Origin of the sequence: Pseudoalteromonas rubra, assembly GCF_001482385.1 — a bacterium.
In the GTDB taxonomy this organism is placed as follows: domain Bacteria; phylum Pseudomonadota; class Gammaproteobacteria; order Enterobacterales; family Alteromonadaceae; genus Pseudoalteromonas; species Pseudoalteromonas ardens.
In genome coordinates, this window is record NZ_CP013611.1 from 2,242,627 (window position 1) to 2,258,527 (window position 15,901).

The 15,901-nt window shown below is 40.0% G+C and carries 15 protein-coding genes; all 15 read right to left on the reverse strand.

The genetic code is table 11. From position 1 onward, the window contains the following. Window positions 1-63: 63 nt before the first annotated feature. On the reverse strand, window positions 64-345 hold the full coding sequence (locus AT705_RS09925) for an IS3 family transposase (protein WP_058796471.1): 282 nt from the start codon (window positions 343-345) through the stop codon (window positions 64-66). A 409-nt stretch (window positions 346-754) separates the two neighbouring features. Next, window positions 755-1,456, reverse strand: a complete 702-nt coding sequence (locus AT705_RS09930) for an acylneuraminate cytidylyltransferase family protein (protein ID WP_058796472.1) — start codon at window positions 1,454-1,456, stop codon at window positions 755-757. Window positions 1,457-1,458: 2 nt separating this feature from the next. Beyond that, on the reverse strand, window positions 1,459-2,517 hold the full coding sequence (locus tag AT705_RS09935; RefSeq protein WP_058796473.1) for a nucleotidyltransferase family protein: 1,059 nt from the start codon (window positions 2,515-2,517) through the stop codon (window positions 1,459-1,461). Further along, window positions 2,514-3,164 (reverse strand): NeuD/PglB/VioB family sugar acetyltransferase, encoded by a 651-nt coding sequence (locus AT705_RS09940; protein ID WP_058796474.1) that lies wholly within the window; start codon window positions 3,162-3,164, stop codon window positions 2,514-2,516. Before AT705_RS09940 ends, AT705_RS09935 begins: the two co-directional genes overlap by 4 nt. Next, entirely contained in the window at window positions 3,157-4,227 is a 1,071-nt protein-coding gene (gene neuB, locus AT705_RS09945; RefSeq protein WP_058796475.1) for an N-acetylneuraminate synthase, read from the reverse strand. Before neuB ends, AT705_RS09940 begins: the two co-directional genes overlap by 8 nt. Window positions 4,228-4,234: 7 nt before the next feature. Continuing rightward, on the reverse strand, window positions 4,235-5,389 hold the full coding sequence (neuC, locus tag AT705_RS09950) for a UDP-N-acetylglucosamine 2-epimerase (RefSeq protein WP_058796476.1): 1,155 nt from the start codon (window positions 5,387-5,389) through the stop codon (window positions 4,235-4,237). 2 nt (window positions 5,390-5,391) lie between these two features. Continuing rightward, on the reverse strand, window positions 5,392-6,546 hold the full coding sequence (locus AT705_RS09955) for a LegC family aminotransferase (protein ID WP_058796477.1): 1,155 nt from the start codon (window positions 6,544-6,546) through the stop codon (window positions 5,392-5,394). Window positions 6,547-6,558: 12 nt separating this feature from the next. Next, on the reverse strand, window positions 6,559-7,749 hold the full coding sequence (locus AT705_RS09960; RefSeq protein ID WP_046004784.1) for a UDP-N-acetylglucosamine 4,6-dehydratase: 1,191 nt from the start codon (window positions 7,747-7,749) through the stop codon (window positions 6,559-6,561). A gap of 916 nt (window positions 7,750-8,665) precedes the next feature. Continuing rightward, complete coding sequence (locus AT705_RS09965; RefSeq protein ID WP_058796478.1) at window positions 8,666-9,403, reverse strand: glycosyltransferase family 2 protein; 738 nt, start codon at window positions 9,401-9,403, stop codon at window positions 8,666-8,668. A 3-nt stretch (window positions 9,404-9,406) separates the two neighbouring features. Continuing rightward, window positions 9,407-10,456, reverse strand: coding sequence for a glycosyltransferase family 4 protein (locus AT705_RS09970; RefSeq protein ID WP_058796479.1), 1,050 nt, complete (start codon window positions 10,454-10,456; stop codon window positions 9,407-9,409). Further along, window positions 10,449-11,504: an EpsG family protein gene (locus AT705_RS09975; RefSeq protein WP_208856769.1), complete on the reverse strand. Its 1,056-nt coding sequence runs from the start codon at window positions 11,502-11,504 to the stop codon at window positions 10,449-10,451. Before AT705_RS09975 ends, AT705_RS09970 begins: the two co-directional genes overlap by 8 nt. A gap of 13 nt (window positions 11,505-11,517) precedes the next feature. Continuing rightward, window positions 11,518-12,459, reverse strand: coding sequence for a glycosyltransferase family 52 (locus tag AT705_RS09980; protein ID WP_058796481.1), 942 nt, complete (start codon window positions 12,457-12,459; stop codon window positions 11,518-11,520). Then, window positions 12,456-13,733, reverse strand: a complete 1,278-nt coding sequence (locus tag AT705_RS09985) for an oligosaccharide flippase family protein (protein WP_208856770.1) — start codon at window positions 13,731-13,733, stop codon at window positions 12,456-12,458. The genes AT705_RS09980 and AT705_RS09985 overlap by 4 nt, the downstream gene beginning before the upstream one ends. Window positions 13,734-13,885: 152 nt before the next feature. Beyond that, entirely contained in the window at window positions 13,886-14,875 is a 990-nt protein-coding gene (locus tag AT705_RS09990) for an exopolysaccharide biosynthesis polyprenyl glycosylphosphotransferase (protein ID WP_046004790.1), read from the reverse strand. Between the two features lie 17 nt (window positions 14,876-14,892). Then, window positions 14,893-15,843, reverse strand: coding sequence for a Wzz/FepE/Etk N-terminal domain-containing protein (locus AT705_RS09995; RefSeq protein WP_058796482.1), 951 nt, complete (start codon window positions 15,841-15,843; stop codon window positions 14,893-14,895). Window positions 15,844-15,901 lie beyond the last annotated feature (58 nt).

The following is a 15,901-nucleotide window of genomic DNA, read 5'->3' on the forward strand; positions in this document are numbered from 1 at the left end:
TTCCAGTACGTTTTAACGTCAGCGAATGTGTTTTGTCGAGTTTATTTTTCTTATGTGCCCTTGCTAACGACCGAGCACTTTCGCCAAAAAATCATTCTCCATTGTCAACTGACCGATTTTAGCGTGCAATTTCTCGACATCTTCATCTGATTGCTGACCAGAGTTAGATTTTCCGGTAAACAAGCTAGCGGCATTTTGTATCAGCTCGTTTTTCCAGGTAATGATCTGGGTCTGATGAATATTGTTGTGAGCTGCCGAGTCAGCTATTGTATTATCACCTCTGGCAGCTGCAAGGGCCACTTTTGCTTCAAATTCTGGCGAGTCGCTTATGTGCTCCCTGCTCATAATCTACTGAGTTTGTATTTGAATCAATAACAGATTATGTATCTAAATGCGTGTGCTAAATTTTGGGACCATTTCTACATAAGTTATCAAACAGAACCTTTACCAACTAAGATGACATTTTGGATCAGGTCAGCGAAGCATGGAATGCGTTTATCTCATGTGCTCACAGGGTGAAATCATTATGCTTTCGGGACTGGATAAATCTGACCAGTTAATTATTCAAAATGGTATAACTCTCAATTTTTCGAATCAAAATATCTGGGCTGGTCGAAACTAATTCAAATTATGGGCGGATCTCCGGGCGCCACCGGTTAGTTTCTTAGGTGTATTTTAACACATCTATTGCGGCGGCACATGTACTGTGCCACAACAGTTATTCAAAGGCTGCGACAAAGAAGATTGCGCTGACTCAGGAGGTTTTGGTCCTATGCTGAAGCACAGCCGCTGCAATTAGGAAATCAACCTCTGTGTCAATGTCAATCGAGTTTTCGTTAGACATGATATAAGGGTAATAATCTTGCTCTAAGAAGAGCTTCCCTGACTTTTTGAATTCAGCCTTATCTACCAAGTATATGGCACCATTCAATTGATAGTATGGGTCCAAATCCTGAGATCTGGTGTTAGTCAGACCTGAGATAAATTGCTTAAAATCATGCTCCTCTTTCAGGCGCGTGCTCCACAATGGAGAATGTGCGCATTCCGTCATAGAGACGATCCCTTTTGCGTTTTTCTCGACATATAGCTCGATCGCTGCATCAATATCCTTTGATGTCCGCAGCGGCGTTGTTGGCTGGAGCAAACAGATTACGTCAAACGCTATCCCGCTGTTATTAGCATACTCGACTGCATGATGAACGACATCCAATGAAGAGGCTGTATCACTCGCTAACTCCGCAGGTCTCAATACCGCAGTAGTGCGCTCATAGGTAGCAGCGATCTCCAGTACTGTTGGGCAATCTGAAGTCGCCAATGTATGGGTAATATACTGAGAGCCCTTAATCGCTTCAAATGTATGTGCGACAAGAGGCAGCTCACCGAGGACTTTGATATTCTTCTGAGGTAATCTTTTACTGCCAGCTCTAGCAGGAACAATCGCCAGTACTTTTATCATAATCAAAACAACCCTAGATCATGAATATCATTTTGTGCTCGTTTAAAATCGTCATGTCTACCTATATCTAACCAGTATTCATGGATTGGAAACTTCAGCACTCGATAACTGTCTTCTGTTTTTTTCTGAAACAAAGACGGCATGTCTAGATACTGATTTTTGGGTACAGAGCGAACGATATCAGGTGATATAACATAGATACCTGCATTAACAAAGTACCTATAAGTAGGCTTTTCAACGATATCAGTAATGACATGCCCGTCACCTTCAATTACTCCAAAAGGCACTTTAATTTCATAATCTCTGACGCACATTGTCGCATCAGATTTTTGCGATTCATGAAAGTCCAATACTTTTGTGAAATTCATGTTTGTCAGAATATCGCCATTAATCATTATTAACGGCTTATTCGGCAAATTATCTGGTAACAAAGATAGTGCTCCGGCCGTTCCAAGTGGCTCCTCTTCATTTACGTAAGTAATGTTGACGCCAAACTCTTCACCACTTTTAAAGTACTCTGTAATTACTTCTGGTAGATAATGGGTAGAAATATAAAAGTTATAAAAACCGAAAGACTTAAAATGTCGGATCAAGGTTTCCAGCATCGGCTTATCACCAACTTTAAGCATTGGCTTAGGGCAGTTATCAGTTAAAGGCCTTAGTCTTGTTCCAAAGCCGCCGGCCATAATAAAGATCGGATTGTCTTTTTTCTCAACTTCTAGCGCTTCATGCAAGGTTTTCAACCCAACAAGACTACCTCTTTCATCTACAATAGGCAGAGATAAGCTACTACTGTTGCGCATGATCTCTTTTAACTCTGAAGATGTATTGTGCTCGGAAGCCACTATCGGTGATGAATTCATCACTTTCTCGACTTGGTCCGCTAAGTCAACTCCAGACAATAACCCTCTGCGGATATCGCCATCCGTCACTATGCCTGCAAGTTTATCCCCATCAGCAATAACTAACGCGACCCGAAGCGCTTCCCGGTCAATAACTTCCATAGCATCTCTAATGCTGGTTTGTGGCGAGATTATTAAGTTTTTCCACTTGCTCGTCATTTGGCACCCTGTACTTTAACTGTTGTCTTTGGTCCGTAAGCAATACAATTTTTAGCTAGGCTTTTTGTCAACGATGCTCCAACACCAACAATAGCGTTCTCACCAATTGTAATGTTATTGATTATACTTGCTCCGGTAGCCACGTGCACACCGTCTTCAATTCGAACCTGTCCACTCATTGTAACACCTGGCGCTATATGGCAGTGCATACCAATTGAGCAGTCGTGATCAATTGTAGAGGATGTGTTTACGATTGAGTTTTCTCCAACCGAACTGCCAATACAAACCACAGCATTTTGCATGATCTGCACGCCCTCTGCTAATCGAACATTAGCAGAGATATTGGCACTGTTTGCAATCACTTGTGCAAATTTATAACCATCCTTTTTAAAACGCTTATATATTTTTTGCCTCAATGATTTATATGGCATCGCACCAATCCCATTGACTAGCTCTACCTGGTGCTTGTCGTAATTCAGAACATCCTCATCATTTGAGTGGTGCGTGAACTCTGCTAACTGTCTCAAGCTTGGGGAAAGTTCGGGTGCTACTACAGCCAAAATCTGTCGGTTTTGTTGGGTTAAGATCTCAGCTAAACCGGCAGCATGTCCTCCGCCACCGATCAATACCACTGGCACTTTATTCATCTAGCAATTGACCAACTTGATAATCTTGAGAAGCCTTGGTATTGAGCACTTTCCAGTATAATGAAGGCGGCATACCATCACCCGGACGCTTAACAGTAATGTGCTCTTGAGTGATCACTTCTCCAGCTTTTAGTGGTTGCACTACAACCAAGCTTTTTCTAGCTACTTCTTTATTCTTAATTTCCAGAGGACGAGGTCCCTTAATACCATCACCCAGCACTCTTTGCGCGATGCGGATCCCATCAACCATAGCCTTCAGCTCAACAGGATCCAGCGACGCTTTATGATCGGGTCCTGGCAAAGACTTATCTGTCGTAAAGTGCTTTTCAATCAAAACAGCGCCTTTAGCTACAGCGGAAATTGGCACAACAATTCCTTCACTGTGATCTGAGTAGCCAACGGATAGTTTAAACGCGTCTTTCATCGTATCCATAGCGTTCAGATTGATGTCATCATATGGTGCTGGGTATTCCGTGGTGCAATGCAATAGGGTCACTTTCTCTTTCAGTAGTGCTTTGCCTTGCTCTGAAAAATACGCTTCTATTAACAGCTCATCCGTTGGGTCACCATTAGGATGTAGATATCCATACGCAATTACAGATAACACATATTCTATGTCACTCAGTGTTGCCATACCTGTTGAGACAATTAGATCACACCCTGTTCTGGCATGCTCTAAAACAAGCGGTGCGTTTGTTATCTCTCCTGAAGGTAACTTGAGCCTAGTAATACCCAAATCGTTAACTAAAAAGTCAAGGCTTTCAGAGTCGAACGCTGTCGATAAAAATTCAATGCCCAGCTCCTGACAATATTTTACTAGCTTATGATGTGTTTCATAGCTCAACTCTAAACGTTTGAGCATACTAAACTGGGACTCTTGCTTTCCTGTATTGGCAACCTGGTAATCAGCTTGCTTAGCCGATTCCGTTACCAGGTTTTTAGCTTTAAAGGTTTGAAATTTTACAATATCCGCACCGGCTTCGTGTGCAGCATCGACCAGTTTAAAAGCCAATTCATCGCTACCGTTGTGGTTAACGCCGGCTTCTGCAATTATTAATGTCATAATACTCTCATTTTAAATCGTAAAACGGCTTACTTGGTTGAAAGTCAAGCTCTTTTAGCATTTTAATTGCTTGCTTGCTTGCATTGCCTGCACCATATGGGTTTGAAATTATCTCGTCTTCAGTTTGATACTCACGAGATAGTGCCGCTTTTATCGCTCGTTCAATACTCGGGGCTTGCGCACTACAATGCAGTACACTTTTCGCAGCTAAACGTCCCTTCTGCCGCACACCAATATTTATGGTTGGGACATCAAAAGAGGGCACTTCAATAATACCACTCGAAGAATTACCAATCACCGCCGAAGCGTGCTTAACCGTACTCAAATAGCGCTGTTGCCCTAAAGAGGGTATAGCAAAAACCCTCTCACTGTTCGCCTGTGCGTATTGCTCGAGAATAGGGATTATCTTTCTCCCACCATCATCAGCATTAGGATAGGTTAGAATTACCTGGTGGTCAGGATAAGCATCTAGTGCTGCTAAAATCGCATTGAAACTCTCTTCAGGAGGTTCTTCTCCCAGTGTCACAGGGTGGTAAGTTACTAAAAAATAGGGCGACTTTAAGTCAAACTGCAGAGACTCAGCAATCTCATCCACTTTCATAAAATCACTTCTTTTTAAGTGATCTAAGCCAATCGCACCAATGTTCTTAACCCGACTTGGCGACTCTCCAAGTTGAATTACACGCTGCCTATATTCTTCTGTCGAAGTACCGTGAAGATAGCTGAGTTTACTAATTGCATGCCTGATTGCATCATCGTAAGCCCCCTCTGTGATCTCACCACCATGAAGGTGCAAGATAGGAATTCTCAGAATCATGGCTGTCTGAGCAGCAGCCAATGCCTCAAATCTATCTCCTAAAATCACTAAGGCATCTGGCTTCAGTCGACTCAGTGCGTCTGTAAACCCTAAAACACCGAGCCCCATACTCTTAGCGGTACCGACCGCCGTGTCAGAAGAGAGTAAGATTTCAATTTTTTCATCAATATTAAAACCATCATCTTCTATCTGCTTGTATGTATTACCAAACTCAGGAGACAAGTGCATACCAGAGACGAGCAGCTGTAATGTCAATTCAGGATCATCATGTATGTCTTTAATCAACCAGTAAAGCAACCCGTATTCGGCACGCGTTCCTGTAAAAACAGCTATTTTTTTACTCATAATCAGACACCTAATTTAGTCGTTGGTGTACTCGGTAAGTTTACAAGACGCTCTTCAACATATTCAGAATATGTCAGATCTCCTCTCAGTGCGTTGCTGAACATGGGCAAACGGTGCATCAATTGCCAAATCGGCCTGGTCATAACCCCTTGATTATTAGTTTCCTTTAATAACTGCTCTCGCGCTGCTTTATCTTCACAAATCACCGCATTGAGCCAATAATTTGATTGCGCGTAAGCAGGTTCAGCTACAAATTTAAATTCACTGCCAACGAAAAAGTCTTGATATTGCTGTGCTAACGCCCTTTTTTGCTTAATAAAAGTAGGTAGCATCTCAAGCTGTGCACACCCTAACGCTGCATTCAGATTTGGCATACGATAGTTAAACCCAGCCTCATCGTGAAAAAATTCATATGGATGAGGAACCTTCGCAGTCGTGGTGACATGCTTAGTACGAGCGCCAGAGTCAACCGTTTGACATAAGACAACGCCTCCGCCACCAGTAGTCATAATTTTATTACCGTTAAAGCTTACGGCGCCATACTCTCCAAATGTCCCGGTATGCTTACCTTTGTAATATGAACCAAGGCTTTCCGCTGCATCTTCGACTAAATTAATCTGCCACTTTTTACACAATGCAACGAGCTCGTCCAATTCAACAGGGTGCCCAAATGTATGCATTGGCACTACAGCCTGAATACGCTGCTTAGTGCCGCGATGAATAGTGCCTTGCTCTGTCAATATTGCATTGTCTTCTAAATAGGTTTCCAACGCTTTAGGACACAGGCCGAGGCTCACTTGTGACACATCTACAAATACAGGCTCTGCACCCATGTGATGAAGGGCGTTGCAAGTCGCGACAAACGTCAGAGCTTGGGTTATAACAAGATCACCAGCTCTCACTCCCGCCATATAAAGCGCGGCATGTAAAGCGGCAGTACCATTCACCGTTGCAACAGCTTTAGCCGTACCCGTCAAGCTTTCTATTTTTTGCTCAAATTCGTCGACGAACTTACCAACACTTGATACAAAGGTGCTGTCAATAGTCTGTAAAACATAATCTTTTTCATTTCCGCTAAATGTCGGAGCATGAAGCGGTATGAAGTCATCAGTCTGATATAGAGCTCTGACAAACTCATTAATTTTTTGTGGTGTCATTACAGCCTCAAATCACATCTTGCTGTCTAGGTATTTGCCAGTTTCTTTATGACCAAAATCAGGGATCATAGTGAAAAATAGCTCAACAATCTCTTCTTTTGTCCAAGACTTCTGCTCTTTCAGTTGGCTAATTGTATTCTCAAACAATGCGATTTTTTCCGCGTCATACTGCAACTCGTTCTTTATGATCCCCAGGTTGTTAAACCTCTCCATATCCAGGGTTTCTTTATCCGTGAAGAACTCCTCAAAGTCTTTTTCACCGGTTGTATCACTCTTAGTGAACAAGCAAGGCCATTTCCCTTTAGCGGGTAGCGTCTTAACCAACTCACGCGCTTCTTCTTCGGTGCTACACAGATGCGGCTCATAACCTTTGTCGGCAAGGTATTTTACTGCGATATCAGCAAAGGTTATCAGATGTAATGACTCGCTCAACTTCGGGAAGAAAATATCTCTATTATCACCAAAAATACAAGACATTAGGCAAAGCTCGCCTGATTCCTGTGGAATTACAAAGTAACGTTTAATGTCACTTGGAGCAACTATCGGCTGCTGCTTTTCTATACGCTGGTTAAACCCGTGCAGCAGGGAACCGTCGGAGAAGGCAACGTTCGCAAATCGAGCCGTTGATATTGCTATCTCTTCACTGCGACGCATCAAAAACATTTCCATAATACGCTTCGAAGCGCCCATCATATTAACTGGGTTTGCTGCTTTGTCTGTTGAAACACAGAAGTACTTTTTAACACCTGCATCGATAGACTGCTGAATCGTTTTGTCCGTGTTAAATACATTGACATCAATCATACGCATCAAAGTATAGGGGTCTTTCTCACTGCGGACATGCTTAAGCGCAGATAAATTAAGTACATAGTCATATTGGCCATCAGCCTTGATAAAGGCATCATATTCAATTGAACCTATGTCCAGAGCAAAGGTTTGGAAATCTCCATCGATATAACCGTAGGAGCTGCGAATATCTCTAACCAGCTCCACCATATTGTTTTCACTAATATCCACAACGTGAAGTTTTTTTGGGTTGCGCTTAAAAATCTCTTTAGTCACTGCTTGACCAATCGAGCCTGCGCCACCCAGGATCAGAAATCGAGAGTTAGACACTTCTTTCTTCAGCGCCTGTTCAGCAGACTCAATATCTTGCAAAAAAAGCTGCTTTTGTCTACCTATTAAATTTAGTATTTTGCTCATTTATAATCTCGAACTTTTAATAAAACAGTAATTATCTGATATATATCACACTGTGATATTGCTCATAACAACGATATGCGTTTCAGGGGTTTTGACAGTAAGCCTTAGACATCTTTGTCTAAAAAATACTTACACCTTTATAAGGAGTAACCTCATGAAAAACCACTTTGTTTAGCCTATTGAACAAAAACGTAGTAGTCCATGTACTATTCAATTATGCAAGTTGTTTTGACAAAGGCTTGATGATGTAGCTATACGTACTACTTGTATTGTGCACTTATCTTAAAGATAAGAGTTTATGTACTAAGCGCTATGAAGGATTTTGTAGCCAAAGCCCCGAATCGTCGCATATTAGTCAACCATATGGCCCTCTTCTATTGCCTCATCAAGGCGCTTCTGCTCGTCGGATAATTGCTCACACCATTACCCTATTGCATTTAGCTTATGTATGCAGGTATCTCGAACACCATTATACTATTTTTGATAAGTGAGTCTAGCTCTCTCATCTACTGGTCACCGCCCAGTTACTGAGCAAAAATAGGCGCTATGGTGAGGTTTTTTACTGAACAAGCCTCGCCAAAATCTTCGTAGCAAACAGATAGAAAAGTAAGCTAATAATTCTTACATTTTCTGGGCTGATACTTTGGGCCACACGCTGTCCACTACGAGTATTTATATGGCACAAAAGTGCCGGAATGTCAGCATCACAGTACAAATAAACTTAGTCATCTTGTCGCAGCGTCAGATAATCAAAAATATCAACTATATAACAGTCAGGCAGGCGAGGTTGTAAACTTCTGGATAGGCGCTCAGCACAGAACATCATTAACACAATTTAAACTTCAAGAATAAACCCAAATTAGATACGCATAGCCAGAGATTGAACGCACAGCTTAGCGGCTGCGATATGTTGGGTTTATATACGGACCTTCACTGCGCTGACGAAGTAGCAGATAAAAAGATATAAAGATCTGAAAAATCCTACCTGGGGTTGGCTTCTCAGTATTTTGTAATGCCAGAGCGCGGCTTGCATTTTATTTGCAGAAAGCCCCCCCGCATGCACACGATAGCGAGCCATTGGCTCTAATATACCTACAGAGTCTGTTTTCATTAATATCTTCAGCCACATATCATAGTCTTCATGACCTATAGCTTGCTGAAATACAATATCAACCTGATCTACATCGTAAATCCCCGTTAAATTCCCAATGTGATTCTTTCTCAGCATATCCTGATAGCTAACAGTTCTAGCTACACTTTTTAGACCAAGCTCTCTATTTTGGCTATCGACTCTAAAATACGCAGTGTGGGAAGCAGCCTTACCACTTTCCTTCATCGCGGCAATTTGCATTTCCAGCTTTTTCGGTAACCATAGGTCATCACTGTCGAGAAAAGCGACATACTTACCCGTCACTTTTCTCAAGCTGTTGTTTCTTGCAGACCAGGCACCCGACGGATTTGAATTATAAAAATACTTAATTCGGTTATCAGAACTCATAAAGTGCTGAATAATTTCTTTAGTCTTGTCCTGGGATTTATCATCAGATATCAACAACTCCCAGTTTTCATAAGTTTGTGCCTGGATTGATTCAATACTCTGCGCAATTGTCTTCTCTGCATTGTATGCAGGCATAATAATAGAAACTTTAGCCATAACTTATCTGCTTAGTAAATTTAACCACTTTTCAAATACAACATCTTTCGAGTAGTTTTGTGAGTCTGACAAGGCCGCCAATTGCATGGTTTCGCGCTGCTCATCGTTATTGATAAGACATAGTAGTCGGGCCTTAAACGTCTCGTAGTCATCCTCATCGACAACATAGCCATCTACATTGTTACGTATGAGCTCTCTCGGGCCGGTCTTACAATCAAAAGAGATAGCAGCGAGCCCAAAGGACTTAGATTCAATCAGCACTAAAGGCAGACCTTCATAACGAGATGTCATAGCAAAAAGGCTAGCATTTCTGTATTCCGAAGCAATGTCTTTTGACGCTGGTTTCAACTCAATAGTGTCCTCTGCCCCTTTGTGTCTGATCAGTTGCTGCAGCGTATCTCTGTCCTCACCATCACCTACAATTCTTAATTTCCATCCGTGATGATTGGGTAATTCAGCCCAGATATCTACTAACTTTTCAAACGCTTTTTGATAAGTAAGCCTTCCAACGGCAAGAACCACTTTTTCTTTGTCTTTAAGTTCAGTCGGGCATATCGACTCAAAACTGGTCGCATTGCGAATGACAGATACTTTTGCTGATGTCTTGGAATGTAACAAGGCATAGTCATGATCAGTCAGAAGTACCAGATCGCTTGCAAGGTTATAGCTTAGTAACTTCAGCTTTCGTACCATTGATGAAGACGTTTCAAAACCCACATGCTCACTCAAGATTAACTGAGATTTTAGTCTTAACGCACGATGCACAATTGCGACTTTAAATGACAGCCGCCCCATAGAAACGGGAATAATTGCATCATATCTATTGGAGTAAAGATAAGACGCAATTTTAATCGTGTTACCACTATCAAGAACTTCTAAATTAACATCTTTATTTAAGCTGTAATACGGAGAACTCCCGCTATACAGCAGTGTCAATAATGTTACCTTATAACCAGAACTTGCAAAATTATTAGCTAAAAAAGCAGCAACTCGTTCAGTGCCACCAGAAGATGTAATATCATTAATAACAATCAGAATTGACTTTTTAAACATTTTTCATCAGGCTCAATGGTTTGGAGTAAAACTCAAGTAAATAGGGAGCTTGCATTTGCAATGTAATCACAGATTGCAATGCAATATAAGCCGGCAATATAAATAATTTAGCAACTGCGCCAATTCTATCCCTGAATACAAGTGGCAAAATAAAAACTTCAGCATGTGAGAATACAGTAGACAGCCTTCCACTCATTATCGCGAAATCAGAAAAGCCGATCCGAATGGCCAATGATAAAAATTCTAAATAAAGGAAGTACCTATATGCTTTCTTTCTACGCAATGCAGGTCCAGCACAAAGACCCACAAAGAAGATAATGAGTATCGTTTTTATTACCTGAGGATTTATAACACTCACAGAGCTGGAAAAGTTATCGCTAGAAGCATAAGCCTGCAAGCGAGGGGATAAACCAATTAAGAAATCCAATAGGAAAAACTTAAAAAAGATAATAAAAACTACTAGAAAGAAAAAGTTTAAAAGAAAAAAGTCAATCCTAGACCGCTTTGAAAAACTATCAGCAAAGTAAAAGAACACAGAGAAGACAAGCAGAAACAATGCGGTCTGATGGAATAAAAAACCAACGACAAATAGCAGAAATGAAACCAGCAGCTCTCTTTTATAAATAAAACGAACGATAGCATATAAGGTAATAGCAATAGCTAATCCCTGCCTCATCTGCATAAGCTGCTGTAAGAAGAAATACGCAGAGGGAAGATAAAAAACCAAAACAAACAAGTAGTTTACTTTTAACAATCTAGAGCTTTTATATAAAAAGTAAAAGTTCAGAATAGAGAAAATGGAAAAAAGTAAGACATTCGAGCTTGTAAACAAACTAATAGCCCAGGCATACCAACCAAAGCCAATTTCCATTCCGGTTTGTTGATAAAACACAAAAGGATTAAGCAAATCAAGCTTATCTATGTTCGCCAACACATTATAGTATATTTGAGTGTCAGGCGTGCCTCCCCTAAACCCAACGAATAAGACAAAGGGTAAAGAAAGCACTAAAAAAATCAAATTACCAAGTTTAAAACTCGTCTTCGACAAAAGAAAAACCATCTTAGTCCAGCTCTAACGTCGTGAAAAAGCCTTCATCAGAAAACTCTTTAATGCAAGACTTAAAAGTTGACGTCATTTTCTCGCTATAAATGACAAAGTTATTTACCCTAGGTATAGAGCTCAAATTTAGCTGACACGTGCTTAAAAAGCTATATATGTTAACCGTCTCGTACTCATCTAAAAGATTAGAAATATGAACCTCTGCAACCTGGCGAGAGTCCAGCATTTTAAACTTGTTTGCTACCTTAGAAGAGAACTCTCTTGGGTGCTTTACATATACAGTTTCTAAACCTGTATCATCTAGAAAAGCACATACGTTATCGATTAGAGTAGAACAATCTTCAACAAAGATCTCATTATAACAAGCACCAACTAGTACATTAATAGACTTACCATTCTTCATCCCCTCACTCTTGTAATCAAAAAGAGTAACCGGAACTGTTTTTTCTATAATATTAGAACGATTTGGGTAAATTGTGTAATGAGCTTTACTTAGTCTCTTGACCTTGCTCGCATCAAAATTTATAAAGAAAAGAAAGTAAAACAATTTAAATTTATAACTTCTTTTCTCTAAATTATAGTACACACTGCTTTTAATGACATTTGCACTCCCGTCGTCAAATGTATATAGCGAATCATAAGACGCCTTTGACAATATTAAGTGCATAAAAACGTTATCTATTGATGCAATATAAATTGAATCGGCTCTGACTTTTGAAAAGACTCTAACTAACTCGAATACTGTTTCAAGCACTTTTCCATCATAGTAATACTCATTGACAGAATAACCTCTATCCCTAAGTGTACCAATAAAGTTAGTAGAGCTGTCATAAGGTTTTTTGGTGACAAATGAAAAGACCACATCAGAAAGCCCAAGCTTCGCAACGACTCTTTCAGCAATCATCAATTGCAACGTTGTATAACAAACAAGTTGATTTTTCATAACACCCTCGATTTCACAAAGTATAGCCAAGGCATTTCAACCTTTTTTGCAGCAAGGTACCAGGTGAATAAAAACCTGAAAAACATTGAAATACTGAATGCATAGGCTGCACCTAACAATCCATACTTAGGTATAAGCATGAATAGCAATAGTAAATTACCTGCACCTACACAAATTGTCACTACAGACAGAGCTGCGGTTTGCTTAGAGAAGAATATATAGTTAGTTACAAACAGATACATACCGCTAAAAATCTGGCCTAGTACAAGCCAACTAATAATCTTACTTGCTTCTGCATACTCATCTCCTGCAACAAATAACAGTACGATAGGTGAAATTACAAAATTGAGTAATGCAAGAAAGATTAAAGATATAAAAATAAGGTAGGTTCTCCTAACAATTTTCTCTCGAATAATTGTACAACCACTAGATAGAGAGCGGTATAGCCAAGGTAGTAATGCTTTATTCAGAGAGTCAAAAACAATTGATATAGCAGAACTGAGTTGATATGCAAGTAAGTATATTCCAACATGAGCAAGCCCTAGTTCTGTATTGATAACAAAGCGGTCAATTGAAGTCAGAAGAAATATCCCAAAGATATGTGGGATCAAAGGGACACCAAAGTTCAAAGCATCTTTCAAATAAGCTTTGTTTAAAAATGAAAAACCAAGTAAATCTTCTTTGTATAGCAAGAAAGTTGCAACAAGCCCACATACCAAAAATGAAAATGCAATTCCTGCTATACGGCCCTCACTACCATTATCAGCGTATAAAACCAGGTATAGAGATGCACCTACGTTTAACACGCTACACAAGACCTGAAGCACTCCATAACTCACTGGGTTCTCTCTTACCTGCCACTGACTCAATCTAAACTGGAGCAGGAAAGAGAAAAAAGAAGACATAAGAGCAATATATAACCAACTCACCGGTAAAGATAGAAAGTCAGACAAAACCCCACTGAAAATATAAGTGATAATAAAGATCAAGAAGGTTGAGAAAAGCAGTACCCATAAACAAGCTGAATTATATTGTCTGACTGATGCATGAGAGCTATCATCATTATAGAAATGACGCGCAGCAGCGCCTACAACATTTAAACCTACAAAAGCAGATAACCCTGTAATAAACAGGGAGAACATTGCAACTTGACCATACTCTTCAGGGGTCAGAACCCTAGTTAATATTGGTAATAATAAAAAAGGGATCAGGGCATTTATCATATTTGCGATAAAATACACCAAAGAACCTTTTATAAGAGACTTTTTCATCATTCCCTTATTAGCTAGTTGATTTTTAAATGCGAATAAGTCTGCTCAGCAAAGGCTAAACAAACTCATAAATTACATAAGGCACTTGCCATATAAAGTGGTGAGTGCCTTAGTAACATGTCATATGTAGTAACAGCGAAAACACTAAAGCTCGGCTAGCGCCCCATGCCAAACAATACCGTTTTAACAGTTCTGAATAGAATGCTAATATCCAGTAGTGAAGAATGGTGTTTTATATAATGAATATCATACTTGTGCTTCCAAACCGCATCTTCAATAGAAGCGCCATATGGATAGCTAACTTGAGCTAACCCAGTAACACCAGGCTTCACTGCATGTCTGAACCTGTAATAAGGGATCTCTTCTTCCAATACTTTTATAAATATCTCTCGCTCTGGACGAGGTCCTACCAGCGACATTTCACCCCTTAGTACATTAATTAACTGAGGGATTTCATCAATTCTGGTTTTTCGAATGAATTTACCCACTCTGGTAACCCTAGAATCGTGTGCAGAGGCCCATTTTGCACCATGTTTTTCAGCATCTTGTGCCATTGAGCGAAACTTAATAATCTCGAACTCTTCATTGTACTGTCCAGTCCGCCTTTGCTTGTAAAAAATAGGCCCTTTGCTTTCCAGCTTTATTAGCACAGCAAACAATATTGAGATTGGCAGTGTCATTAACAAAATCACTAAGGAGCCGAGCACGTCTGCAACTCGCTTCATAATCTGAGTGCGCTTGTTCGAAAGAATAGTAAAGGCCTTCTGATGTAAAAAGTAACTGCTATGCAGAAGCCTGATATCTGTATAGTTGTGCCTTTCATCTAAATAACTAACTAAAGGCTCAACCCATGCTCCACGCTCCGTCGCTTTAACGAGGTAGTCTCGCTGCTCCTCTGTCAGGGCTGCACTTTTATAGTGACAGAATACCTTCTTAGATAGGTCTCTAATACTGTAGTCATTTAAGACTATTTCAAAGTTATAATCACTTAATATCGTAGCTAGCTCATCTTGAAAGTCTGATGGACAATAAACATAAATAACCTTTTGACTCATTACTTCTTTTTTAGATTTGAAGCGTTTATTAAGTACAAAAGTAGAGATATCAAGAGTGTCTTTTTCAAGACCTTCCGTTGCGTTGTTCATTTCACACATAAACCTTACTAATTATCAAACTCTTTCTGATTAAAAGCCATCACAAAGGTTATAGATACCCCAATAAATAAGCCTATCAAAAATCCAACTACACATATAACCGCTCTTTTCGGAGCGACTTTCGACTCAGGTACCAATGCTGGGTCAATTACTTTAAAAACATATTCATTTCTAACACTGGCAAACATGACCGTTTTTGCTTGCTCTTCTAGTAAGTTATTCAGAATAACTTGCATTTCAGCCACTTTAGTTACTTCAAGCTCTTTGGCAAGATATTCGCTATACTCATGACTATCTTTGATGTCCCTTTCTTTTATTTCTTTGTTAATTTCCTCTATCAATAAAGAAACCCAACGTTCCGCAACTAAGGGAGATACATGCTCGATTGAAAGAACGATCATGCCGTTATCAGGCAAGACGTTTACCCGCAACATATCACTAAACGACTCATAAGCTTCCTGATCAGAGGGTATCACTGTACGTGGGAAACTAACCTCCCTGATCCATTCTTTACTTTGTTCGTCATATAGCTCAGGGTCATATTGTACTTTGCCCGTTGACGCATCCCATGACTCAGCCGCGATTAGGTCTGGCAACAATGAGTACTTATCTACAAACTTTTTGACAAACGCTCTAGACTGAAGTGTTGCTATAGCTAACTGTACCTTAGATATCTGGTTACTTCCCAGATTAACCCCTGCAAGCGAAGCAAGCCCCCCCAATTGACCACCAAGTGATGAACCAACACCAGATTGGGCATGCTCAGCCGGTGCCAGTAGTGCCTCTGAGCGATATATATTGGGCAAGCTCAATGCATAAACCACTGCTAAGAGAGAAAAGGCAATTGTGCTCAGAAGTATTATTAATTTTCCTTGCCAAATAACTTTAAACAACTGGAGGAAATTAATTTCCTTATCATATATATCGTCATCTGAACAAACTAGGTGTCTATTATTCATCTCTATAGCTTTATGTTAATTTACTTTATTTAACTTAACAGATCTCAATTCAAACTTT